17 protein-coding genes are annotated in these 22,754 nt (G+C 53.0%); 9 read left to right on the forward strand and 8 right to left on the reverse strand.

Annotated features, from left to right (window positions below; genetic code table 11):
* The first annotated feature begins 28 nt into the window (after positions 1–28).
* Entirely contained in the window at positions 29–796 is a 768-nt protein-coding gene (locus ACFE8Q_RS05360) for a LytR/AlgR family response regulator transcription factor (RefSeq protein WP_375444325.1), read from the forward strand.
* Positions 797–886: 90 nt separating this feature from the next.
* Here ACFE8Q_RS05360 and ACFE8Q_RS05365 read toward each other — a convergent pair whose 3' ends face one another.
* Positions 887–1,816 (reverse strand): YsnF/AvaK domain-containing protein, encoded by a 930-nt coding sequence (locus ACFE8Q_RS05365; RefSeq protein WP_375444326.1) that lies wholly within the window; start codon positions 1,814–1,816, stop codon positions 887–889.
* Positions 1,817–1,875: 59 nt separating this feature from the next.
* On the reverse strand, positions 1,876–2,352 hold the full coding sequence (locus ACFE8Q_RS05370) for a YsnF/AvaK domain-containing protein (RefSeq protein WP_375444327.1): 477 nt from the start codon (positions 2,350–2,352) through the stop codon (positions 1,876–1,878).
* Positions 2,353–2,608: 256 nt separating this feature from the next.
* Here ACFE8Q_RS05370 and ACFE8Q_RS05375 point away from each other — a divergent pair, with 256 nt between their 5' ends.
* From ACFE8Q_RS05375 to ACFE8Q_RS05390, 4 genes are read left to right on the forward strand one after another with little or no spacing between them, the layout of a single operon-like run.
* Positions 2,609–3,433, forward strand: coding sequence for an aminotransferase class IV (locus ACFE8Q_RS05375; RefSeq protein WP_375444328.1), 825 nt, complete (start codon positions 2,609–2,611; stop codon positions 3,431–3,433).
* The gene (locus ACFE8Q_RS05380; RefSeq protein WP_375444329.1) at positions 3,433–4,866 is read left to right on the forward strand and encodes an AMP-binding protein; all 1,434 of its coding nucleotides are present in this window, start codon (positions 3,433–3,435) and stop codon (positions 4,864–4,866) included. Before ACFE8Q_RS05375 ends, ACFE8Q_RS05380 begins: the two co-directional genes overlap by 1 nt.
* A complete protein-coding gene (locus ACFE8Q_RS05385; RefSeq protein ID WP_375444330.1) occupies positions 4,866–5,987 on the forward strand; it encodes a DUF3419 family protein in 1,122 nt (373 codons plus the stop codon). Before ACFE8Q_RS05380 ends, ACFE8Q_RS05385 begins: the two co-directional genes overlap by 1 nt.
* Positions 5,988–7,142, forward strand: coding sequence for a phosphotransferase (locus ACFE8Q_RS05390; RefSeq protein ID WP_375444331.1), 1,155 nt, complete (start codon positions 5,988–5,990; stop codon positions 7,140–7,142).
* Positions 7,143–7,146: 4 nt separating this feature from the next.
* On the opposite strand, the gene ACFE8Q_RS05395 is transcribed toward ACFE8Q_RS05390, so the two are convergent.
* The 3 genes from ACFE8Q_RS05395 to ACFE8Q_RS05405 are packed head-to-tail and all read right to left on the reverse strand — an operon-like array spanning position 7,147 to position 11,688.
* Positions 7,147–8,196, reverse strand: a complete 1,050-nt coding sequence (locus tag ACFE8Q_RS05395) for a hypothetical protein (protein WP_375444332.1) — start codon at positions 8,194–8,196, stop codon at positions 7,147–7,149.
* Positions 8,183–10,768 carry a PEP/pyruvate-binding domain-containing protein gene (locus ACFE8Q_RS05400; protein WP_375444333.1) on the reverse strand — a complete coding sequence of 862 codons (2,586 nt, stop codon included), beginning with the start codon at positions 10,766–10,768 and terminating at the stop codon, positions 8,183–8,185. Before ACFE8Q_RS05400 ends, ACFE8Q_RS05395 begins: the two co-directional genes overlap by 14 nt.
* Before the next feature lie 11 nt (positions 10,769–10,779).
* The gene (locus ACFE8Q_RS05405; RefSeq protein WP_375444334.1) at positions 10,780–11,688 is read right to left on the reverse strand and encodes a hypothetical protein; all 909 of its coding nucleotides are present in this window, start codon (positions 11,686–11,688) and stop codon (positions 10,780–10,782) included.
* A 109-nt stretch (positions 11,689–11,797) separates the two neighbouring features.
* On the opposite strand from ACFE8Q_RS05405, the gene ACFE8Q_RS05410 reads away from it, so the two are divergent.
* On the forward strand, positions 11,798–14,023 hold the full coding sequence (locus tag ACFE8Q_RS05410; RefSeq protein ID WP_375444335.1) for an RND family transporter: 2,226 nt from the start codon (positions 11,798–11,800) through the stop codon (positions 14,021–14,023).
* Positions 14,024–14,025: 2 nt separating this feature from the next.
* On the opposite strand, the gene ACFE8Q_RS05415 is transcribed toward ACFE8Q_RS05410, so the two are convergent.
* Positions 14,026–14,532: a KdsC family phosphatase gene (locus ACFE8Q_RS05415; protein ID WP_375444336.1), complete on the reverse strand. Its 507-nt coding sequence runs from the start codon at positions 14,530–14,532 to the stop codon at positions 14,026–14,028.
* A gap of 142 nt (positions 14,533–14,674) precedes the next feature.
* Between ACFE8Q_RS05415 and ACFE8Q_RS05420 the strand changes: the two genes are divergently transcribed.
* From ACFE8Q_RS05420 to ACFE8Q_RS05430, 3 genes are all read left to right on the forward strand, one after another.
* A complete protein-coding gene (locus ACFE8Q_RS05420; RefSeq protein WP_375444337.1) occupies positions 14,675–16,066 on the forward strand; it encodes an RNA methyltransferase in 1,392 nt (463 codons plus the stop codon).
* Positions 16,067–16,079: 13 nt separating this feature from the next.
* Positions 16,080–17,096 (forward strand): alpha/beta hydrolase, encoded by a 1,017-nt coding sequence (locus tag ACFE8Q_RS05425; protein WP_375444338.1) that lies wholly within the window; start codon positions 16,080–16,082, stop codon positions 17,094–17,096.
* A 154-nt stretch (positions 17,097–17,250) separates the two neighbouring features.
* On the forward strand, positions 17,251–18,057 hold the full coding sequence (locus tag ACFE8Q_RS05430; protein ID WP_375444339.1) for an enoyl-ACP reductase: 807 nt from the start codon (positions 17,251–17,253) through the stop codon (positions 18,055–18,057).
* Positions 18,058–18,148: 91 nt separating this feature from the next.
* Here ACFE8Q_RS05430 and ACFE8Q_RS05435 read toward each other — a convergent pair whose 3' ends face one another.
* Both ACFE8Q_RS05435 and ACFE8Q_RS05440 read right to left on the reverse strand, forming a co-directional pair.
* Entirely contained in the window at positions 18,149–21,238 is a 3,090-nt protein-coding gene (locus ACFE8Q_RS05435) for an AAA family ATPase (RefSeq protein ID WP_375444340.1), read from the reverse strand.
* On the reverse strand, positions 21,210–22,463 hold the full coding sequence (locus ACFE8Q_RS05440) for an exonuclease SbcCD subunit D C-terminal domain-containing protein (protein ID WP_375444341.1): 1,254 nt from the start codon (positions 22,461–22,463) through the stop codon (positions 21,210–21,212). The genes ACFE8Q_RS05435 and ACFE8Q_RS05440 overlap by 29 nt, the downstream gene beginning before the upstream one ends.
* Between the last annotated feature and the right edge of the window lie 291 nt (positions 22,464–22,754).

Below are 22,754 nucleotides of genomic sequence, written 5' to 3' on the forward strand. Positions count from 1 at the left end.
CTCATGTATGCTTAATCCCTCCTGAGAAATGCGCTGTATCGCTATTGATGATGAACCCTTCGCCCTTGAACTGATTGCCGACGATATTCGGAAAATCCCGTTTCTGGAGTTAATGGGCCAGTTTAACAATCCGCTCGATGCCTATGACCTGATCAGGCGCGGGCAGGTAGACCTGATTTTTCTGGATATCCAGATGCCGACGCTCACGGGCCTTCAGTTCCTCAGAACGCTGACCAACCCGCCGATGGTCATTCTGACCACCGCCTACGAAGAATATGCCCTGGACGGTTACACCTTCGATGTGGTCGATTATCTGCTCAAACCCATTCCCTTCGAGCGGTTCCTGAAGGCTGTTTCCAAGGCTTACGACCTGTTTTTGCTTCGACAGGGACGTACCCAGCCCGACCGCTTCCCCGACCCGCAACCCGTTGCCGAACCCGTTGAGCAAGCCCCCGCCGAAGCCGCTACTTTGCCTGAACAAACGTTCTTCTTTGTCTTCTCGGAATACCAGGAAATACGAATCTTCTTCGACGATGTGCTTTATGTGGAAGGGTTGAAAGACTACGTAAAAATATACACCACGCAACAGCCCCGACCTATCTTAAGTCGGCTAACCCTGAAAGCAATCGAGGCCAAATTGCCTGCAACGCTTTTCTGCCGGGTGCATAAATCATTCATCGTGGCGTTGCCAAAAATTACGGCTTTCCAACGTACCCGGCTGTTTATTGGCAATCAGGAGATTCCGATGGGAAGCAGTTACGTAGATGAGTTCGAGCGGCAATACGGCGTACAATGACCACTGAAATAACTCGAAGCAGATGCTGAAAAAACAGCCAGCCTCATTGACGAGACTGGCTGCATTACGGTTTGGATACGGAATCCGGTTTTACAAATTACGAACGTCGTTGTCCTGGTACGTAGTATTCGTTGCTGTTGTTTTATACGCCTCATCTGTTGGCGTCAATTGTTCAATATCAACATCGGTGCGGCGAACCGTGTCGTGGATGGCTTCGTCGTGTTCGTCGACAGTCCTGCCAACGGTCACTTCTTCAACCACCCGTGCTTCTTTGGCTACTACGGCGCGTTCCGCATGCTCGGTCAGCTCAATGTCGCCTTCCCTGAACGTAGTGAAGTCAGCGTCGGTTGCGGCGCGATTCACCGGGTTGCGCTGCACAACAACACGCTCTGTGCGCAGGCGTACATTCTCGTCAACGGGCCGTTCGATGATGCGGCTATGTACCCGGACACCACCCGTTTCTACCGTGCGCTTACCAACCTGGATACTCTCCTCTATAACGGGTACAGACACCGTTTCTCCCTCGCGAACAACATCAGAAATCCGGTCTGTATTGGTTGTCAGGTCGGTTGCTCCTGTAGTTGAATAGCCAGATACACCGCCCGCCAGGTCAGCCGTAGTCGACGGAATCGTATCTGAATACGACTGCGTAGCGTATTGACCATACTCGGCTGCTTTCTCATCGATGTCTACGGCCCCGCTTGCGTCCAGAATATCGGCTGCCCGCTCTGCCTGATCGTCAGACTGCGCATGGACGGTTACGATCGAACTCCGGTTGCCTACTGTTGCATAACGACGGTTCCGGTCATCATCGTCTGATCCGAACAGCGAACTGAAAAATCCGCTGATTCCGCCTTCGTTGGCATCGTGGTCGTCATCATCGTCCGTATCGCGGCTGTAATCGCTGTTACGGGTCGATAGATCAATGTCGTTACGGTTGAAACCGCTCTGTACGAGGCTCTCTACGGCGCTTTGCGCTTCGCTGGCTTTGTCGAAAATTCCGATTACTGTCTGTGCCATGATCAAACTGGGTTTTGTTGAGTTAAGAAAGATTTATGAAAAGAAAATTGGATAAAGCATTATAAAAACGTTGCGGCTGAATCGGGCTTCGCTGACTGATCCGGCTCAATCCGATCAATAGAAACCGTCTCATGCCTGGTCGTCACCGATTGTTGATCAGTAGTGTGTTGCTGTCTTCTGGTGATCCGAACTTCTTCAACCAACACCAATCGGATACTCGTTACCACTTCTTCCCGCACAACCGGCAGCACAAGCGTATCGCCCTCCTGACGGGAAAGCGGCACCTCGCTCACCACCCGGTTGACCGGAACCCGCTCTACATCGACCACCTCGTGCATGAGCGGTATGTTGATGGTCTGCGTTTCCTCGTGTACCTGCTTATTTACACGAACGCGGCCCGTCTCCACCCACTCCTTACGTACCTGAACCTGTTCGTCGATGAGAGGAAACACAACCGTCGATGAAGCAGGCGGCAGGCTCTCGTCCTGAACAGGCGAAGGGATGATGCGAGACGAATTCGGGTTAGCTGGAAACATATTCTATTAAAACTATAGATTTAATGTCATTAACGTCAAAGTGATATGATGGTTACGAAAAATAGTGCCAAAGGGTATCTGTTCGCTACTGTGCGTTCGCTAAGCCGTTGAGTAAAAGAGATTTACTCCTCTGTTAATTTTGTGTGAACGGTCGTCCCGACCCACTTCCGGTGTATCTTAACTTGACTAGCCTGATCAGCCACCTATATTTGGCCTGGCAACTCGGCCATATGCCTGGCAATAAACTACCTTCCTGATGCCCTACTGCGGTTATTTTAATGGAGTTATCGAACCCGTCGACCAGATTGGTGTGGGCGTCACCGACCTGGGCTTACTGCGTGGCTACGGTCTGTTCGATTATTTTCTGACCTATGGCGGCAAGCCCTTTCAGTGGGATCTGTATTGGGCGCGATTCCAGCGATCGGCCGAACGGATGAATCTGCCGTTGCCACTGACGAAAGAACAGACGTACCCAATCCTGCTCGATTTGCTGGCGCGGTCGGGCGAACCCAACGTAGCGTTTCGGTTCGTGATGACTGGTGGATATGCGCCCGACAGCATCAGTATCGGTACGCCGAACCTGCTCATCTTGTCAGAGCCTATCCATCCCGTACCCGCCTGGCAATATGAGCGAGGCATCCGGGTGATTCTAAACGAGTATGTCCGTGAAAACGCGGAAATAAAAACGACTGACTACAAACGGGTTATGCTCCTGAGTGGAGCCATTCAGGCGGCCGGTGCCCAGGATGTGCTCTATCAGAAAGACGGTGAGATCAGCGAATTAAGCCGGAGTAATATCTTTCTGGTTATGGGAAACAAGCTCGTTACGCCAAGTCGGAATATTCTCTACGGCATTACTCGCCGTACTATTCTCGACCTGGCGAAGGCCGATTTTCAGATTGAGGAGCGTCCCGTACTGTTATCTGATTTATATGAAGCGGATGAAGTATTCACCACCAGTAGTAACAAGAAAGTGCTGCCAATTGTGCAGATCGATGAGTTTCAGATCGGCGATGGACAGGTAGGTGCCGTCTCGAAACAGCTACTGGCGCGCTTCCGGGCCTTTGCCGGTACGTTGTAATGACAACAAATTTCTACGGGCTCATCCACGAAAAGCTGCTTGAACAGCCAGACCGTGAGTTGATTGTCTGGCCTGGCCCCCTGGGCCAAACGTGTACCTACACAGGCAAAGCCATTCTGGATCGCGTATCGCTCATCCGGACTACGTTGGCGGGCGAAAACGTGCTGCCGGGCCAGCAGGTGTTACTAGCGATGCCCGTCTCATTCGAGTTAATCTGTAGCCTGCTGGCAATCATGGCGTTGGGTGCCATTCCGGTGTTGCCCCCGGCAGCGGCTACAGTAATTACCCTCTTTTCAATACTAAAGCAGGAAGGCATTGAGACACTTCTCACCGCAAAAAAACTGACGTTCCCCCTGTCGTGGCTGGTAAAGCGTAGTGGGATAAACCTGATTACAACGAACCCTAAGGCCAGGGGGACAACAACGTACCTGGCGCCGCAAGCCGTTGACCCGGAACAGCCTGCGCTGATTTCGCATAGTTCAGGATCAACGGGAAAACCGAAGGCGATTCGCCGGAGTCACCGGGTACTGACGGCGCAGCATCAAGCCCTCAGCGTGGCGTTTCCACCCTGGTCCGGTCAGCGCGACTTTCCGCTGTTTCCCAACATTTTGTTGCATAATCTGGCCGTTGGTTCAGTCAGCATCCTGCCCGACTTACCCCGCTTTGCGCTGGCTGAGCTTGACCCAGGTCGTATCACCCAACAACTGCTGAAGCAGGATGTGCATACGCTTACCGGAAACGTTTACTATTTTCAGCAACTGATTCGTTATTGGGTTACGAATCCGCAGGAATTTCCGGCGGTGCGGGCGGTTGGTATCGGTGGATCGCCAGTGCCCGAATCGCTGATTGACGCGTTGACACACTACTTCACCAGGGCTGACATTTTTATCATCTACGGCTCGTCGGAAGCGGAACCCATTGCGATTCGGAACGCCGGTTTGCAACGAACTTCACTCCGGTCCGGGTACGTAGTAGGCAGCATTCATCCGGCGATTCAGGTCAATGTGCGGCCGCTGGGAATGCTTACATTACCTGATGGACGTACCTACACGACGGGCGAACTGGAAGTGAAGGGCAGGCACGTGGCTACAGCCGAAACAGACTGGCTGCCAACTGGTGATTTTGGATATATTGATGAGGATAACCAGCTTATTCTGACTGGTAGAAAAGGAAACGAGCAGATACACAAAGGCGTGCAGCACTATCAGCTAGAGCACGTGCTGTCGGCGGTTGCTGGTGTTGACCGTGTAGCTGCCCGCGCAACTGATACCGGTTTTATACTGTATGTGCAGGGAACCGCAACCGAAACCGACCTCGAGTACGCCCTGGAACAGCACTTTCCAGCAGGAATTTGCTCCCAAATCCTGTTCCGAAACCAACTGCCAGTTGATGCCCGTCATCTGTCGAAAATACGCTACGATCGCCTGAGGTAATGATGCAGTCTGAGTTTTATAATGTGGCCCTTGATCGACTGCGGTATTCGCTGGTGTGGGAAGATCATCTGACGCTCTACACCGCCCTCGACATACAGCCCGACGACCGGCTTTTACTGATCACGTCGGCGGGTTGTAACGTGCTGAATGCGTTGCTGAAAAACCCGGCGCAGGTTGTTGCGATTGACCTGAATCCGGTTCAGAACAAGTTGTTGGGCTTGAAGGCGCATGCCATTCAACACCATACCCACGCTGTTTTGCGCGGATTGATGGGGTTCGATGGTCCTCAGCAAGTTGCAGAAGCGAGAGAGGCCATCAGGGCTACACTACCAGCCGACGAGTACCGCTACTGGCTTGCGTTTTTCAACAGTCACCCTGATGGTATTCTGACCGCCGGAAAACTGGAGTCCTACATCACGGGCTTTTTCGCTACGCTCGACGAGAACATACAGCAGAAAGTACGCCAGCTTATCGCGTTTGATAACACACCGGCGCAGTGGCGTTTCTTCAGAAACGAACTGCAGACCACTTCATTCAGCACACAGTTTATACAGTACTTCGACGACGCGAACCTGAGCAAAGGCCGCGACCCGGCGTTGTTCACCTACGCGCAGGAGTCGGGCGGAGTAGCATTCTATAACCGGTTATGCAGGCAGTTATCAACCACGCTGGTAAGCGATAATTTCTTCTTCCGATTCTTCTTTTTTGGTCCGCAACAGCTACCCGAACACTGTCTGCCCCCCTGTTACCAGGCGCAGCATTTCGCAACGCTACGCGCCGGACTGAACCGGTTGACCATTGTTGACGGGGAGGCGGTGGACTACTTAGCAGCGGTTGACGGCCAGGCGATAACGAAAGCAAGCCTGTCAAATATTTTTGAATACACCAGCCAACACGAGTTCTGGCGCGTGTGTGATCTGCTAACGGCAGGCGGTGCTCGGCAACTGCGTTTCGTGTTCTGGAATCTGCTTCAGGAACAAGGTGCTGATGCTGAACGGGTGGGCTTGACTAACCTGATAATCACCGATCAGCCTGTGCAGGATACGGCCTGTTTTTACTTTCGAAATGTGCGGGTCGTCAACGCGAAAGCGGCGTCGGTTTGCCCGTCAGACCCAAGTTGAATGACTATCGCAACGTACCTCAGCCTCCCGTTCGTTGAGCGCATGATGCAACAGCATGCGCCAGAAAAGGATATACAACTACTCGACTGTCGGTTGTTCGATGTCGATAATTCGGCTAGTATCCTGGCGGTGCTGACGGCGGGCGTTTCCGAAAAAGTGATCGGGCATTTTGGCCTGACTGTCGAGTTCAGCGCTAATGGACAACGGCAAACCCGGCGTATGGTGATGAAAATCAAGCCGCACGGGCGGGAGATTTCGGCGATGTTGCAAGGCCTGGCAATGGCCTGCGGCGGTCAGCTTGCCGAGGTCTATCCAGCTTATGCCGCCCGCACCGGATTCGTTCACTCGCATGGGCGGGAACTGGCCATTTACAGCAAACTTCCGGCGGCGCTACAACCCGAACTGTTCGGTATTTACGCCGATGATCCCAACGGCACGTACCTGATTTTGATGGACTATCTGGGCAACGTTACGTTGATGAACTCGGTTATGTCGCCCGGTTTATGGACGGATGCTCATATCAAAACGGCCCTCGATGACCTGGCCGTCTGGCATGCTCAGCACCTCAATGCGCAATTGCCTCTCGACCCGGTCTACTGGTCAGATGCCCCTTCGGCTGAGCACATGCGCCAGATGAGTCCGTTGTGGGCTGCCTTACTGCAAAACGCGGCGCAGTCGTCACCCGGCCTGTTTACCCCCGCCCGCGTGTCGACGCTTGAGGCTGTCATCGACGCCATTCCAGCCTATTGGCAGGAGCTGGAACCGATGCCTAAGACGCTGGTTCACAACGATTTGAATCCACGTAATACGTGCTTTAAACCAACAAATGATGGTCGTTTTTCCTTATGCGTTTACGACTGGGAACTGGCCACGTACCATATCCCTCAATACGATGTGGTGGAATTGTTGTGCTTCGTGCTGGACGACGATCGGTACACCCATCGCCAAACGTACCTGGACTATTACCGGCGCACGTTGAACCGGCTGACCGATGTGTATGCCGATCAGCAGGCGTTCAATCGGGGCGCTAAACTGGCCGCTTTCGATTTTGGGTTGCACCGGCTTGGCCTGTACATGATGGCCCACACCCTGAGTCCGTATCCGTTTCTGCCCCGTGTGATAAACAGCTATTTCGATACGCTGGCGCAGTTATAACCACTTATTCAGTTACCAGATTCTTCTCAAACAGAGCGTATTGGGCGGCTTCGTAGGGTAGGTTATCCGAGAAATGACGTGAGAAATTATCGGCTCGCATCAGGCAAAAAATAACTTCCTCGTACAACTCCTGAAAACGGAGCATGCCATAAGCGCCTATATACGACATCAGCCCCTGATTGCGGAATGCCGGATGAACGCCTACGGATTTGACCAACAATACTTTCTTGTCCAGCCGTGGAAAATCGCGCACGAAATTGGGCGTATCACCCGGCGGTAAGGTCAACGATTGGTAATTGGGCAGACAGAAACTCATCGCTACCAGCCGGCCCGATGCTTTGTCGCGGAAGAGCACAGATGAATAGGGGCACAGTTTCTGAGCAAACTGCTGGTTATAGAGCAGTTGAAATTGTTCTTTCGAGATGGGTTTATAAGCGGGATTCGCACTAAAAACCTGGTGCACCAGCTCAGTCAATTCATCTTCGTATTGCTGCCAGGTGTCAGGATTGAGTGGAATAAAATCGAAGGGAATGTGCCTGAGGCCAGCCAGCAGCTCTTGTTTGGCTACGTAGGCAATGGGAATGTCCTTTTTGCGGATCATACGACTATCGAACAAACTCCTGATGCCAAACCCCAACTGATGCATCAAGTCAGGGTAATACGCCGGGTTTACTGGCTCCCGGTCGAAACGGTTCCAGGAGGGCTCATTCAGGCGCAGCCGGTAGGAATGAAACGTATTGAAATTAAGCGGACCAATGAGTAGCCGCCGGTTTCGCTGCCGGGCATCTGCTTCCAGCAGGGAAAAAGCCCGCTGATTCAGTGCCAGATCGTTCGTTGTTTCCCAAAAGCCAAAAAATGCCTCATCAGACTGGTTCGGGAAAATGCCAACTAGCCGGATATGCGGATTGCCGATGTATAAAATGAGTTCATTCCGGGTTGCTTCCATCTCGAAAAGCTGCGAAATAAAGGCCGGATTTTCGTCGGAAGCAACTGTCATAGAAAAGAAGCGGGCAGGCAGCGCAGCCGTATACGGAATTCGGTCAATTGGTGTCATGGCGTAGCTTGATGTCACCGGAACGTCCGTTCATCGTGACCGTTTGGCCAGACTGGAGCAGGCTGGTTACTCCGGGAACATTGATAATGGTTGGTATGCCCAGTTCGCGCAGGAGAATGACAGAGTGCGACAGCGATGAGCCTTTCTCAATGAGCACCGCCCGGCAGGCTGGAAAGAGTACCGCCCAGCCAGGATCGGTGCGAAGGGCGCAAACAATTTTACCCGTCACATCAAGCTTGTCGCGCGGATCGGTGATAACGATAATCTCGCCGGTAATCTCACCCGGTACACAACCGGTTCCGTGCAACATATCGGGTTGACTTGTCGGCGAAGCGGTCTCGGGCGTTGGTGGTGATGGAACGACCAGGCGGCTGGGTACGTGGTCGGACCTATAGGCGGCGAATTCTCGTTGCCGACTGGCTACCAGCTCGGTTAGCATTGTGGGGCTGGTTGGGCGCAGGGCCAGGGTTATTTCAGATTCGGTCAGAAAAAAAATGTCCCGGTAATCCAACAGGGCCCCCGCGCGCTGTAGTTTATGACCTGCCTCAATATACAATGCGCGGTACATACCGAAGAGCCGGGTACGTTCAAGCCGAAGGGCCTCCCGGTAACGAATGGCCTGCTGTAACCGACCCAGCTTTTGCCAGACCGTTCGCCGGAAAAAGGGAGAGCGGCTGGCCAGCAGATGAGTCAGTTCAGTGGCTGCTTCGGTATGTAGCGCGGTGGTTGTGTCGGCCAGCGAGTTGGGCAGGCTGTCGGCGGTCAGATAGTTTCGTAGATACTGGTAAAACACGGCGGGGTCGAGCCGCATCGTGATCGTTTCCAGCTTCAGTTCGCCTACCGTCCGGTCGCCGTATTGATCAATGAACTGACTCACCGCCTGATAAAAACGAGGGAAACGGGAACGTACCTGACCAGATAGATCGGGCGGGCCAGACAGGATCAGCGCCCGCAACTCGGGCTGGGTGCGTACCTGGGCGGCCAGTTGGAACATAGCCCGAACAGGCTGCGTGCTTTCGATCTGTTTATCGCCCGAAAGGTATCGGCTTAGAAACTCATCGGGAGCGGCAACGCCCACTTTTTGGAGCTTTCTGATTACCTGCCCATTGGTCATCATTACGTAAAAATCGTTGATGATAGGCGTCGACCAGTTTTCGAGCAAAACGCTGTCGAGCAGCGATTTCTGAGCCAGTAACTCGTTGTTGGTCAGGGCGGCGAAATCCTGGCTATAAAAGGTTTGGAAGTGGTTTTTGAAAAGACTAAGGAAGGCCGGTATCCGTTTTTCGGCTTGTGAAAAAGCCCATAATAACCGCGACAGATTAACAAGCAGGCCGGGTAGCATGGCTATTTTCTGGCTCAGGCTTTTTTCTGTATCCTGCACAAAATCGACCGGTTCTTCCAGGCCCATCATGCGTTCCATGTCGGCTTTGTTCTGCCTGAACGATGGTAACAGTTGTAGTCCCCGATACCAGTTGTTGATGTTGTAATAAATGCGGCCTTTCACCAGACCCAGTAGGTTCGTTACCACCGATTCGTGCGCCTGAATAACCGAGGCAGGTAATCCCAACGTCTGCATAGTCTGGCGATAGACGGTAGCGTAGGCGCGGCTGGCAAAACTGAAAGTGAGCGGTGACGTAACGCCACAATAACTCTCCTGAATATTTGAATTGTCGTAAACGATCACCTCCGGTATCGGCTGCGTAATAGGCCGCGCCTGCACCACAAATACCTGCTTGTCTGTGACCACAAACTCCACATCGAGCGGCTGCTGAAAAGCGTTCTCCAGCCTGGTGCCAATCCGGAATAACTCGTCGAGCTGCTGGCTGGTCAGGCAGGGGTCGGTTTGTTTCTCGGGGCTAACCGGCACGCTCACAACGCTACCGTCGGCGGCGTTATGAGCGGCCAGTTGCCGCGTCTTGATGGCGATTTGTGATCGGTGCATGTGGCCCGCTTGTTTGAGCCAGTAGAATTCATCAGCATCCAGATCGCCGGTCATCAACCCTTCGCCAAAACCGAACAGGGCATGCGCGGCCATCTCCTGCGGATAGTCGGGAAAGGTGGTAAACAGAACGCCACTGGCAACGGGTGTAACCTGCTGCTGAATGATAACGGCCGGGCGTGCGGCAAGCGGTATCTTTTTCTGTTTTCGGTACGCTATGGCTCGTTCCGAGTAGGCACTGGCCGCACAACGCGCCACAGCCCTGTACACCTCAGACAGCGTAGTCAAGTTCAGGAACGAATCCATCAGACCGGGAAACGCGTGAGTTGCACCGTCTTCATCCGCCACCGACGACCGCACAACTACCGCCCGGTTGGGAAAATCCCAGTTGGCCAGAATACGGGAAATGGTCGACCTGTCGTCTTCAGAAAGCGTAAAATCCAGTAACTGCGCATTCCGATGGCTTACGTAGTCTTCGGTCGCTGGCCACTTCAGCAGCGCGGAATCGAAGGTTTCGGCGGGAATAACCAGGAAGGGGGGCACCGCAACGGGAACTGTCTGTAGTCGGTAGAGACCAGTTGCTTTTCCGCCAAGGGTATAGGTTGGGCGAGGTGCCGGGCCGTAGCAGATCATGACGGAACGGTTCAGAAATGAACGACCAGGATAATTGACAGGTAGCTGACCAGCATGGAAAGCGACACCAGTAACTCGGCCAGTTTCAGCGTTTTCTCGCGGGGTCTGCTGAGCGAAAGGAGGTAAATGGCCAGCGTAGCCAGGTACAGCAGCCCGATAAGGATGAAGGGTATCAGGCTGGCGTTTAACGTGCGGAGCAGGTAACATTGAACAAGAACGCTTATCAGTAATACGAGCAGCACCGTGACGATGGCCGCCTGATAACCCATTGATTTTGAATAGGAGTCGATGAGGTCGCGTTCGGCCTCGGGTACGTGTACCTTGCGGGCAATTTCGAAGGCAAAACCGCCCAGTAAACTCAGTGCCGCCAGCAGATACAGGGCGTTTGCAGCGCCATAAGCAGGGGCGTAGGCCGACCATACCCACCAGATAATCAGGGGCATGATAAACATGTGGGTAACCGCATACAGCACAAGCCGTTTTTTCAGGAAGTCACTGATGAAAAATTCGTAACGCATCAGTAAGCTGTAGCCTACCGCCAGCAACCAGCAGACTACGGTAGACAACCCCATCAGGGCCGACCACGTTATTTCCAGGCAAGCCCCGGCGATTGCTACGCGCTGAAGTTGAGGCAGCGTAACCCGGCCCGATTGCAAAACCCGGTCTGGGTGATTGATCGAATCCAGGGCGTAATCTTTCTGTTCGTCGAAAACGCGCAGCCGGAAAAAGAATGAGATCACGGCCACCATTCCGAACCCGAACGCGGGACCACCCTCGTGCCAACCGAACGTACCTGAAGCGGTAACCGGCCAGGTACGTTCGGCCACCGAGTAGACCGTCAGAAACAAGACCGCAAACAGGCCCATGTTCACGAGGGGAAAACGCTGGTTGAGATAGGCAATAAAGCTGGGTACGTTCATGGCTGTAAAGTAGTGTAAATACCGGGTAAGGAAATACATTTATGAAGCCAAACTGAGTGTCTGGTAGACACCCAGGCTACAAGCGTACGGCTGCGCCACATTTTTAGAAATGACTATCTTATATAAGCTCAGGTACTGGCTGCTCCTGTTGACTCTATTGGCAGGTACGTTGCTCTGGCCAGGTGTTCAGACGGCACTCAAAGTGGACAATAGCCTGACGGTCTGGTTTCTTGACGGTGACCCCGCCCTGGTTGCCTACCGAAATTTTCAGGATCGCTTTGGTAACGATGAGGTGGTGATCGTGATGATAAACGACCAACGTACGTTGCTGACTTCCAGGTATTTCAAGGCGTTTATCAAGCTGACCACCGCGCTCGAAGCTATTCCTGAGGTGGAAGGCGTGATTGGGCCGGGTAATACAAGTAGCCCAACCCGCGACCTGCTGGGCACAACGCTGACGCCATTACTAACGGGAACATCTACGACCGACGATGTTCGGAGCAGATTGGTAAAACAGCCAACGATCCGTGAGCAACTCTTTAGCCAGGATTACAAAACGGCCCGTTTTCTGGTAGTGCTGAAAGCGCTGCCCGATTTTGATCAGCGGCGCGGTGAGGTGCTGGATAAGATCAGAGCAACGGTAGGGGGCGAGTTGCCCCACACGTCCGTTTACTTCGGCGGGGTTGGCATCATCTATGCCGGCCTGAACGCACTGTCGCAGCAGGACTTCGGCTTCTTTCTTGGCGTTGGTTACCTGATCATGTTTGTGCTGTTCTGGTGGATTTACCGCAAGCCGCTGCTGCTGCTTTACACGATTGGGTTGGTGGCAATGTCGACCTATTTCACCCTTGGCCTGTATGGCGCATGTGGCTATCGGATCAACCTGATGACGGTACTGCTGCCCATCATCATCGTGCTGCTGGGCATAATGGACGCTATTCACGTTATCAACGAACGAAATCAGCTAAGTGAAGCGGGCTCAACTGCCCAAGACAGTGCGCTGGAGGCGCTCAGAAAAGTGTTCAGGCCATGTCTGTTCACCACCTTCACAACAGCAGCCGGTTTTCTGGCGCTGGAAACAAGCCCGATGGCAATCCTGAAAAACTTTGGTTTGTTTGCCGCGCTCGGCATTTTACTCTGCCTGTTTTTTACGTACCTGCTGGGCGTATTAATTCTGCCGCTTACCCAACCGTCGCCAAAAGTTACCACGTTCACGGGCAATCGACTGGCTCAGTTCCTGACGGTTATTATGGGTAAAAAGCCCTTGTTCCAGGCCCTTTCGCTGGCGTTTCTGCTGCTGTTTGGCGTTGGCGTAACACGGTTGAAAACGGATACCTACACGCTCGGCTACTTCCCCGACAACCATTCTGTAGTGAAGGACCACCGTTCAATGGAAGCCGCCTGGGGCCCATATATGCCACTCGAACTGCTGGTTGAACCAAAGGCGGGGCTCTCGTTACAAAGTCCCGAACTGGTGCAGGCGGCGGTTGCGTTTGCCGACTCTGCCAAAACCATACCGGGCGTAGGCCGGATTTTTGGGTTTTATTCGCTCTACCAAAGTGGGCTGGAAGCTCAGCTCGGCACTAAAAGCCGAAAAGCACTGGCCAGCAAATCGGTGCTGAAACTAGCGCACGAACAACTCACGAAAAGTTATCCCGAACTAGCCCGGAAGTTCATCCACGAGCCCTCGCGGACCGGGCGGATCACCGTATCGGGCGCTATGCTATCGGCCGGGCAGCTCACCGTCAAGATGGATACACTGATGCGTATTTCTGATGCCACATTAGGGCGGGTTGCCACGGTGAAACCGGCTGGTTATCAACCCATGTATGCCGGTATTGTCAATTACGTTACCCAATCGCAGGTGAGCAGTTTATTGCTGTCGTTCGGGTTGATAGTCGGGCTGGTGTGGTTGTTCATCCGAGACATCAGACTGGCTGCGTTGACGGTTATTCCCAACCTGTTTCCCGTGGTTGTTATGTTAGGTGTCATGGGTTGGTTCGGCATCTGGCTCGACACCGCCACCGCCAGTATTGGTGCCATTGTGCTGAGTTTCTGCGTCGACGATTCCATCCACTTTATCTATAACTACCAGCACCATCGGCAGGCCGGCAAACGGCCGGAGCTGGCCCGGCTTGCCACTGTTACCCACGTTGGTCCAGCCATTGTGCTGACGGCTATCGTGCTGTTTTCGGGGTATTTTTTAATGGTATTCGGGTCGCTGGTAACGGTTCAACTGTGGGGTTTGCTTACCGCTGTCTCCATCGTTGGTGCGCTCTATGGCGAGCTTGTTATTTTTCCATTGGTGCTGGAACGCTTCGACCGGCAGGCATAAGCTTACGGAATAATCCACGTCCCCTGCGCCCGCATCACCTGCTCGATCACATCGCGAACGGCACCCTGACCACCATTTTTGGGAGAGATGTAGTTACAGACGGCCTGAATGTCGTCGACGGCGTCGGCGGGGCAGGTACTCATCAGGTCGGGCCGACTGAGGATATGGTAATCGGGCAGGTCGTCGCCCATGTACAGAATCTCGGACTCGTTCAGGTTGTCGCGTTTCATAAAGCCCAGATACACATCCAGTTTGTGGTCGGTTGGCCCGCCCATAAACACATTTTTGATGCCCAGGAAAGCCAGCCGTTTCCGAACTCCATCCTGATTGCCCGCCGATAGTATGGCCACGTTGTACCCCGACTTGATAGCCCGTTCGATGCCGTAGCCATCCTTGATATTGAATGTTCGATACATTTCGCCGGAAGCCAGCGCATTGACACTGCCGTCGGTCATGACGCCATCGACGTCGAAAATAAAGGTCTTGATCTGCTTAAAACGTTCTGTCATGGTGGCAAAGGTAGTGTAAGGTTTAGAGTTCAAGGTCTAACGTTTAAAGTCTAAAGCCGTTCCGCAATTTAGAAACCAGCAGAGCAACCTTAGACTTTAAACGTTAGACCTTGAACTCTAAACCTTACACTACCTTTACATCATGAATCTTACTCAACTGCCCGAGGCCTTTCGGCAGCAAATGCAACAGCAGCTTGGCGCTGAGTACCCCGCTTTTGAAACGGCTCTGGAGACGTCGCCGCCTGTAAGCGTTCGGCTGAATCCGCGCAAACCTGCTTTGAATGTCGATGGAAAAACGCCGGTTCCCTGGTGTGATGGAGCTTACTACTTACCTGAACGGCCAGTTTTCACCCTCGATCCACTGTTTCAGGCGGGTGCTTATTACGTGCAGGAGGCTTCGTCGATGCTGCTGGCTGAAGCCGTACGCCAAACCATCGGACAACGTAAGCCGTATGCGGGTCAGCCTCCTGTTCGGGCGCTCGATCTGTGTGCTGCGCCGGGTGGCAAAAGCACGTTATTGGCTTCTGCATTGCCTGATTCCAGCCTGTTGGTCTGTAACGAAGTGATCCGTACCCGAATACCCATTCTTCGCGAAAACATGGATAAGTGGGGATACGCTAATGTGGTGGTCAGCCATCATGACCCGGCCGATTTTGCGCCCTTATCGGGTTATTTTGACCTGGTCATGATCGATGCGCCCTGTTCGGGGGAAGGACTATTCCGCAAAGACCCGGCGGCAGTGAATGAATGGTCGCCCGATCATGTGCAAATGTGTTCGTTACGGCAAAAGCGCATTGTCACGGCGGCGGCACCGCTGGTGGCCGATGGCGGCTGGCTCATCTACAGTACCTGCACCTACAACGACGCCGAAAATCTGGACATGGTCCGGTTCCTGAGCGAGAACGGATTCTCGAACCGTCCACTCGACCTGCCTGACGCCTGGGGCGTTGAGGCCAGAACCGTTGGTGACGCAGTAGGGTATCAGTGCTACCCGCACCGGGTGCGTGGCGAAGGCTTTTTCATCAGCGTTTTCCGGCGAAAATCATCGGCCACCATGCCCGTTGCCCGGAATCGGGGTTTCAGATCGGCCCGGCCGGTGCACCGGAAGCAGTTGGGTACGTTACGCCCTTTCCTGAAAAACCCGGATGCGTTTTCTTACTGGGAGAAGCCCAACGGCGACGTCATTGCTGTGCCATTGGCTCTCGAAAAAGACCTGGTACTACTTGATACAGTGCTGCATAATAAAGGATTTGGCCTCGATCTGGGCGTTTTTAAAGGCACCGACTTCATGCCCGCTCACGCATTGGCGCTCAGCACCGAACTGGCCGACGGTTTACCCGGCGTTGACCTGACGCTCGACGATGCCCTTCGTTATTTCAAAAAAGAAAACTTAGTATTGCCAGACGTACCCAGGGGTTGGCTGTTGGCCCGCTACAACGGCCTACCGTTGGGGTGGATGAAAGGTGTTGGCTCCCGAATCAATAACTACCTGCCCAAAGACTGGCGCATCCGCATGGATATTCCTGAGTTTTAACCCTTACTGTTTTATGAAACGGATTCTACTGGTCCTGACCGGCGTAATTGCCTTACTAGCTGTTGGATACATGGCTGGTCCCCGGCCACAATTTGCGCCATCATTGCAAAAAACGGCTGCTCTGCCTACCGATTTGGTTTTGCTTGAACGCGACATCGCTAACTCGGAGAGCCGGGCGGGGCTAAAACCCGATAACGAAGCGCGCATTATCTGGGCCGACAGCACCCGGAAGGCCAAAACGCCGGTCAGCATGGTTTACATTCCCGGTTTTGGGGCAACCTGGGCTGAGGGTGATCCTGTTCACAAAAAACTGGCGAAACACTTCGGCTGCAACCTCTATCTGGCCCGTCCCGAAGAACATGGCCTTACCTCGCCGGATGCTTTTAAAGGCTTAACGCCCGCCAATTACAAAGCATCAGCCGAACGGGCGCTGGCGATCGGCAAACTACTTGGCGACCGTGTGGTGGTATTGGGCACCTCGGCAGGCGGTATGCTGACGCTCTACCTGGCCGAGCGCCATCCCGAAATCATGGGACTGGTACTTTATTCGCCCTGCATTGCCGTGGCTAATCCGGCATTGAAACTAGTCACAAAGCCCTGGGGCGAGCAGATTGTGCGGCAGGTGATGAACGGCGATTATGTCAACAACACGTACCGCAACGGCCGGGAGAAATATTGGCTGACAAAATACCATATCAACGGCCTGATTACGCTGCAAACCATGATGGACGAGTACATGACGCCGGCTGAATTTGCGAAGGTGAAGCAGCCGTTATTTATGGGGTATTACTACAAAGACGAAGACAATCAGGATAAAGTCGTGTCGGTGGCAGCTATGCTGGAGATGTATGACCAACTGGGTACGTCGCCAGATCAGAAACAGAAAGTAGCTTTCCCGAAAGCTGGTGAGCACGTTATCGCTTCGCATTTTACCTCACATGATCTGGACGGCGTTTACCAGGCTACCGAGCAATTCCTGACTAAAACTGTAAAAATGACCCCTGTGTCAGGTACGTTGGCCAGCAACTGACTGGATATAGTTTGGCGATGCAACTGCACAATTGGCCCTGTTCAGGGTGAATTGCGTTACTTTTGCGCTCCCGGAATGAGAGGTGCAGACAGTATAATATAGTTGGTTATACGCTTCATTGGTCATTCTGCATTATTCATTTTTCATTCAAACTATGGCTTACGGACTCCTTAACGGAAAGCGCGGCATCATTTCGGGTGCCCTCGACGAAAAATCAATCGCCTGGAAAGTGGCTCTGAAGGCACACGAAGAAGGGGCTACGTTTGTGCTCACCAACGCCCCAATTGCCATGCGCATGGGAGCTATCAAAGAACTGGCCCAGCACTGCAACGCCGAAATTATTCCCGCCGACGCTACCTCGACCGAGGATCTGGAGAAACTGTTTACGCAATCGCAGGAGATTCTGGGTGGTAAAGCCGACTTTGTGCTGCATAGCATTGGCATGAGCCCAAACATTCGGAAGGGCCGCGCCTACACCGACCTGAACTACGAGTGGTTTAAGCAAAGCATCGATATTTCGGCGTTGTCGCTGCACCGGATGTTGCAAACGGCTTATAAGCAGGATGCCATCAGCGAGTGGGGCTCTGTAGTGGCCCTGACTTACATGGCCGCCCAACGGACGTTTCCATTCTATACCGATATGGCTGAAGCGAAAGCGATGCTCGAGTCGGTTGCCCGCAGTTTTGGCTACCACTATGGTAAATACCGCAAAGTGCGGGTAAACACGGTGTCTCAATCACCCACCGTAACCACAGCTGGTTCGGGCATTGGCGGCTTCGATAAGTTCTACGACTTCGCTGATAAAATGGCTCCGCTGGGCAACGCCTCCGCCGATCAGTGCGCCGATTATTGCCTCACCCTCTTCTCTGACCTGACCCGTATGGTGACCATGCAGAACCTCTTCCATGACGGAGGCTTCGGCAACACCGGCGTTTCGATGGAAGTGATGGGAGGGTTGTAAAAACAGTTCACAGTTTGCCGTTTATTGTCGCGCTGCTGAATTACGAGACGTATTCAGGTGCAACAACAGTAAACAGCAAACTGTAAACGTTTTAACTGCTTATGTAGCATCGGCTATTCCCATCAATGCCGCGCTCGACCTGGATTTGAACGGTGATGCGTTCCTTTATTTCGTGTCTGTGCGAGATAATGCCGATGGTCTTTTGACTTTCCTGTTGTAGCTTTTCCAGCATTACAATCGCCGTATCGAGCGATTCGGGGTCTAGTGTTCCGAAACCTTCGTCGATAAACAAGCTGTCGATCTGCACGTTTTGCGAGGCCAGGTCAGACAGTGCCAGTGCCAGTGCCAGGCTGAGCGTAAACGTTTCGCCACCCGAAAGGCTGGTGATCGTGCGTTCGGCCTGCCCCTGATACAAATCCACCACAAACAGTTCGTCCTGTTCTTCGCGGGGAGACAACAGCAAATACCGATCGGTCAGGTTTTTCAGCCGCCGATTGGCCAGGCCGATCAACTGCGCCAGCGTCAGGCTTTGGGCAAATTTGCTAAAGGTATCACCTTTGGCGCTGCCGATCAATTTGGTCAACTCCTTCCATGGCATCACATCCGCTTCCATCTTAGCCAGTTCGGCAATGGTTTTCTGATGTGCCGTTATACTCTTCTTGTTCGTATCAAGTTCGCTCCGTGCGTATCCCGAATTGGAGAGCAGCTTATCATGTCTTTTACGGGCTTCGTCAACTGTTGCATTTACATCATCGGGACTTAACTCTGTTTTGCGGGATTTCTGGGCGGCTTCCAGCCGACGTAGCTCGTCGGCAATGCGCTGCTCAAGCTCGATTTTTTCCCGATCCAGTTCGTCTCGCTGTTTTTGTAGTTTTTGCGTGGTAGGTACGTCCAGCAACAGGTTCCGGGCGGCCTCCGCAGTGTCGAAACCCTGCTTTTTTAACCGCGGTGCCAGCGCAGTCGCTACGCGCCGTTCGTCGGTTAGGGCCGCCTTTTCATCGTCATCTGTTTTTTGCTGAAGTCCCGCCTGCGTAGCCATGCGCCCCTGTATGTCGGCCAGATTCTTAAGCAACGTACCTGACCGCTGTGACCAATCGTCGCCGTCATACAGCGCCTGTTTCTGCTGCGTAAGGGTGCTGATGGTCTGTTGATGCTGCTGAAGTTCGGTCAACTGCCGGATGAGTGTGTCCAGCAATCGGTGCTGCTCCCAAAGCGAACGGAGGGTGTTCAAGTCCGTTTGTCGGACCGCCAGCTCTTTCTGTTCACTTCTGAATAGCTCCGGTCCTGCATCCTCTGCAATCTGATTGGCTGTACGGAGGGCGTTTATTTCGTCGCGTTTCCCTCGAAATTGCTCTCTCAGTGCTTTCTGGGTACGTTCTGCTTCGGCTAGTTGAGCATCGTAGGCAATTAACTTATCCGACAGTTCTTTCGTGGCCGCTCTTGCCCGCTGCAGTTCGTCTTTCGCCAGCAACAGTTTAGCGGCTACCGTACCAAGCTGGTTCACGTAATGGGTGGCGTACGGATGTTCCAGCGAACCACATAACGGACAAGGTTCATCAGCTACCAGTGCTTCACGCAAGGTCGACAAATTCACTTCGTCACTCAACCGCCGCTGTTCTGCATCAAGCCGATCGACGGTTTCTTCGGCCATTCGTTCGCGCTCACGGGCAGTTGCCAGCAACGGAGTGACTAAGGCGATCTGTTGTTTCAGGGCATCAATTGGCTCGGCTAACTTCTGTCCCTTATAGATACGATCCTCCTGTTCTATTTCCAGCAGAATCAACGTACCCAGCATCTTATCACGTTCAATCGCCTGCTGAATGCGCTCGGCTAACGCAGTGGGTGTTACGTCTGGGTACGTCGCCTGTAAGGTGTCGACACGTACCTGTAGCGTCGCCTGTTCCGCGCTGATGGCGGCCAGCGAGTCGGTAACATCGGGCAGCGTTAGCTGGTGCAGTCGAAGACCATGAAGCAGGCCCACGTCTGCCAATGCCTGTTGCCGGACGCTTTGGAGTAGGGGAGTGGCGGCGTTCTGCTCAGCCGATATCTTATCCTGTACCGTTTTTAACTGATCACGAAATGCTTCAATGGCCCCAACTGCGTTTTCGGGGTCTACCTGCTGAACGCCGACAAACGTAGCGACCTCAATCAGCAGGGCGTTGAGTTGTCGCGTAAGCTGGATCAGTTCGTTGGTAACGTTGGCCCGATCCTGGCGAACTTTGCCAATGGCCCGTTCTGCCCCGGCCAGTTCGGTGAGCAACCCGGCGAGGGGCGTAGCTTTGTCGTGCAGCAGCAGGCGTTCACGGTCGGGCGCAAAAGTGGCGGTTCGTTCCGTTAGCTTCTCCCCGTTTGCGGCCAGTTTCGCCAGTGCTTTCTTTGCCTTCTCGGCCTCATCGACAAACTTCTTCTCAGCGTCGAATAATTTGATCTGCGCTTTGACCTCTGCCAGTTGCGTATCGGCCAGTGCCAGTTGGTCGGTAAGTTCAATTACCCGCTCGTCGCTCAACATCCTGATCGAGGCAACGCCAAGCTTTTTGGTGCTGATCTGTTCGTCGAGATGCTTGGTATGCTCGTAGGCCTTGCGGCTCAACTGCCGGTAGATTTCTGTGCCGGTCAACTGTTCCAGCATCTTGCTCCGTTCCGACGCTTTCGATTTCAGGAACTGGTCGAACGCGCCCTGTGCCAGCACGATCGACTTAACGAACTGTTCGTAGGAAAGACCGATCAATTCTTCATTCTTCTTCGGAAAATCGCGCAGGTCTTTTATAGGAAATAGAACGCCCTCTGGCTTATCGTTGGCCAGATGAGACACTTCCATTTCGTAGTTGTTCCAGTTGTTGTTCCGATTTTTCTTGATCGACCAGCGCGACCGGTAGCGGTTGCCATCTGCTTCATATTCTACTTCGGCATAGGCTGCGGTGTTGGGTTCGGCCGCCGCCTGGCGGTTCACGATCAGCCCATCGTCGGTGATGTTTGTCCCCGATATGGCTCCGTTCAAACGAGGGAGTCGATTGAAGAGGGCCAGCGTCATCACGTCGAGCAGCGTTGACTTGCCAGCACCCGTTGGACCTGAAATCACAAACAGGCCCGTTTCGCCTAGCAGGCCACTGGCAAATTGGATGGGTTCGTGTTCGCCATAAAACGAATTGATATTACGAAACCGGATTTGGCGAATTTTCATGCTGTAGCGGAGCCAACTGCTCCGTAACCATTTTGTAAAGTTGTTGGTACGTATCAATAAGCTGGTCGCGCTGGCTGTCGTCTACCTGCGCCATCACCAGCCGCTGTGCAAAAACGTCCAGGTACGTTAGATCGGCCAGATGCGTATCGGCGTCGAACAACGATTCCAGGTTTTTCCGTTTGTTAAGAAACTGGAGGCGGGTCTTTGTCAATATAAAAGGGGCATTTTTATAATCACGTTGTAGCTGGTCGAAGTGCATGCGTGTGCTCAGGCTTTCGGCATCTTCCACCACCAGTACTTCTACCAGCGCGGGTAAAGTGTGCGTCATCTCCAGTTGATTCAGCCGTTCCCGAACTTCATCGAGCGTACCTGTTACGTGCCTGAGCGGGCGCGACTGAGGTACTGGCACCGACTCAACGGTAGTTACCTCGCCATTCTCGACGGTCAGTTGTAGTAACTGATGCGCATTGTCGCGCTCAGCGAAGCTTAATGGAATAGGCGATCCACAATAGCGTACTGTCTCGCTGCCGCCCACGCGCTGTGGTACATGTATATGACCAAGGGCTACATACGTGAATCCTTCCGGGAAATGCTCACTCGAAAAGGCAGCCTGCCCACCTACAGCATGAATCTCCCGTACGCTTTCCGAAACTGTGGCCCCGTTTACATAAAGGTGACCCATTGCCAGCACAGGTACATCCTGATACTCGGAATGGCAATGATCGGCAATTCGCTCGTAATGGTTTCGAATTCCCATTCGCAATGCCTCGACCCGGTCTTCATACGTTTGCCCTGAAATAGACTGGCGAAGGTCGGCGTCGCGCAGATAGGGAACCGCCGCAACAAGAAGATCAGATGAGCCATCAACAAACCGAATCACTTCATCGGGGCAATTGCCGTTGGTACAACCAACCACATGTATGTCTATATGCCGCAGCAAATCCTTCGGCGCGTTCAGTTTAGTTGCCGAATCATGATTCCCGCCCGTAATGACAATCTTGACGGATAGGGGCAACATTCGTGTCAGGAATTGGTAATACAACTGCATAGACCCATCATTTGGGTTAGTCGTATCGAATACATCACCCGAAATAAGCAGCACATCGATCTCTCGACGCTCAATCTCCTCAATGAGCCAATTCAGGAACAAATTATGATCCTCCCTAAGGTCAGAACGGTATAATCGTTTGCCTAGATGCCAATCAGCTGTGTGTAAAATTCGCATAATGGGTAAGGGGGCTAACTTTCTTTTGTTATATAATGGCTAGCCCACATAAAAACCGGATTAAGCTCTATGAATTTAAGTGCTTTTTTCGTTAGGTCCTACTAGCTAAAGTACAATTTTTGTCATTAACTCCTCACTGCAAAAAGAAGAAGGCTGAGAACGTGAAAAATTTTTCATCTACCTAGTTGCTGTTTATCAGCTATTTAGCCAAAAACAGGCCATAGGGCCACAAAAAACTTTTAACAGGGTCTTGACATGGGGGTAAAGTTGCCCTACTTTTGCAGTCCCAAT

It is taken from the genome of uncultured Fibrella sp. (genome assembly GCF_964250085.1).
Taxonomy (GTDB): domain Bacteria; phylum Bacteroidota; class Bacteroidia; order Cytophagales; family Spirosomataceae; genus Fibrella.

Excerpts from the sequence above, each read along its gene's own strand:
- ACFE8Q_RS05360 (WP_375444325.1), top strand. The coding sequence starts at position 29 with ATGCGCTGTATCGCTATTGATGATGAACCCTTCGCCCTTGAACTGATT.
- ACFE8Q_RS05365 (WP_375444326.1), bottom strand. The coding sequence starts at position 1,816 with ATGGCACAGACAGTAATCGGAATTTTCGACAAAGCCAGCGAAGCGCAA.
- ACFE8Q_RS05370 (WP_375444327.1), bottom strand. The coding sequence starts at position 2,352 with ATGTTTCCAGCTAACCCGAATTCGTCTCGCATCATCCCTTCGCCTGTT.
- ACFE8Q_RS05375 (WP_375444328.1), top strand. The coding sequence starts at position 2,609 with ATGCCCTACTGCGGTTATTTTAATGGAGTTATCGAACCCGTCGACCAG.
- ACFE8Q_RS05380 (WP_375444329.1), top strand. The coding sequence starts at position 3,433 with ATGACAACAAATTTCTACGGGCTCATCCACGAAAAGCTGCTTGAACAG.
- ACFE8Q_RS05385 (WP_375444330.1), top strand. The coding sequence starts at position 4,866 with ATGATGCAGTCTGAGTTTTATAATGTGGCCCTTGATCGACTGCGGTAT.
- ACFE8Q_RS05390 (WP_375444331.1), top strand. The coding sequence starts at position 5,988 with ATGACTATCGCAACGTACCTCAGCCTCCCGTTCGTTGAGCGCATGATG.
- ACFE8Q_RS05395 (WP_375444332.1), bottom strand. The coding sequence starts at position 8,196 with ATGACACCAATTGACCGAATTCCGTATACGGCTGCGCTGCCTGCCCGC.
- ACFE8Q_RS05400 (WP_375444333.1), bottom strand. The coding sequence starts at position 10,768 with ATGATCTGCTACGGCCCGGCACCTCGCCCAACCTATACCCTTGGCGGA.
- ACFE8Q_RS05405 (WP_375444334.1), bottom strand. The coding sequence starts at position 11,688 with ATGAACGTACCCAGCTTTATTGCCTATCTCAACCAGCGTTTTCCCCTC.
- ACFE8Q_RS05410 (WP_375444335.1), top strand. The coding sequence starts at position 11,798 with ATGACTATCTTATATAAGCTCAGGTACTGGCTGCTCCTGTTGACTCTA.
- ACFE8Q_RS05415 (WP_375444336.1), bottom strand. The coding sequence starts at position 14,532 with ATGACAGAACGTTTTAAGCAGATCAAGACCTTTATTTTCGACGTCGAT.
- ACFE8Q_RS05420 (WP_375444337.1), top strand. The coding sequence starts at position 14,675 with ATGAATCTTACTCAACTGCCCGAGGCCTTTCGGCAGCAAATGCAACAG.
- ACFE8Q_RS05425 (WP_375444338.1), top strand. The coding sequence starts at position 16,080 with ATGAAACGGATTCTACTGGTCCTGACCGGCGTAATTGCCTTACTAGCT.
- ACFE8Q_RS05430 (WP_375444339.1), top strand. The coding sequence starts at position 17,251 with ATGGCTTACGGACTCCTTAACGGAAAGCGCGGCATCATTTCGGGTGCC.
- ACFE8Q_RS05435 (WP_375444340.1), bottom strand. The coding sequence starts at position 21,238 with ATGAAAATTCGCCAAATCCGGTTTCGTAATATCAATTCGTTTTATGGC.
- ACFE8Q_RS05440 (WP_375444341.1), bottom strand. The coding sequence starts at position 22,463 with ATGCGAATTTTACACACAGCTGATTGGCATCTAGGCAAACGATTATAC.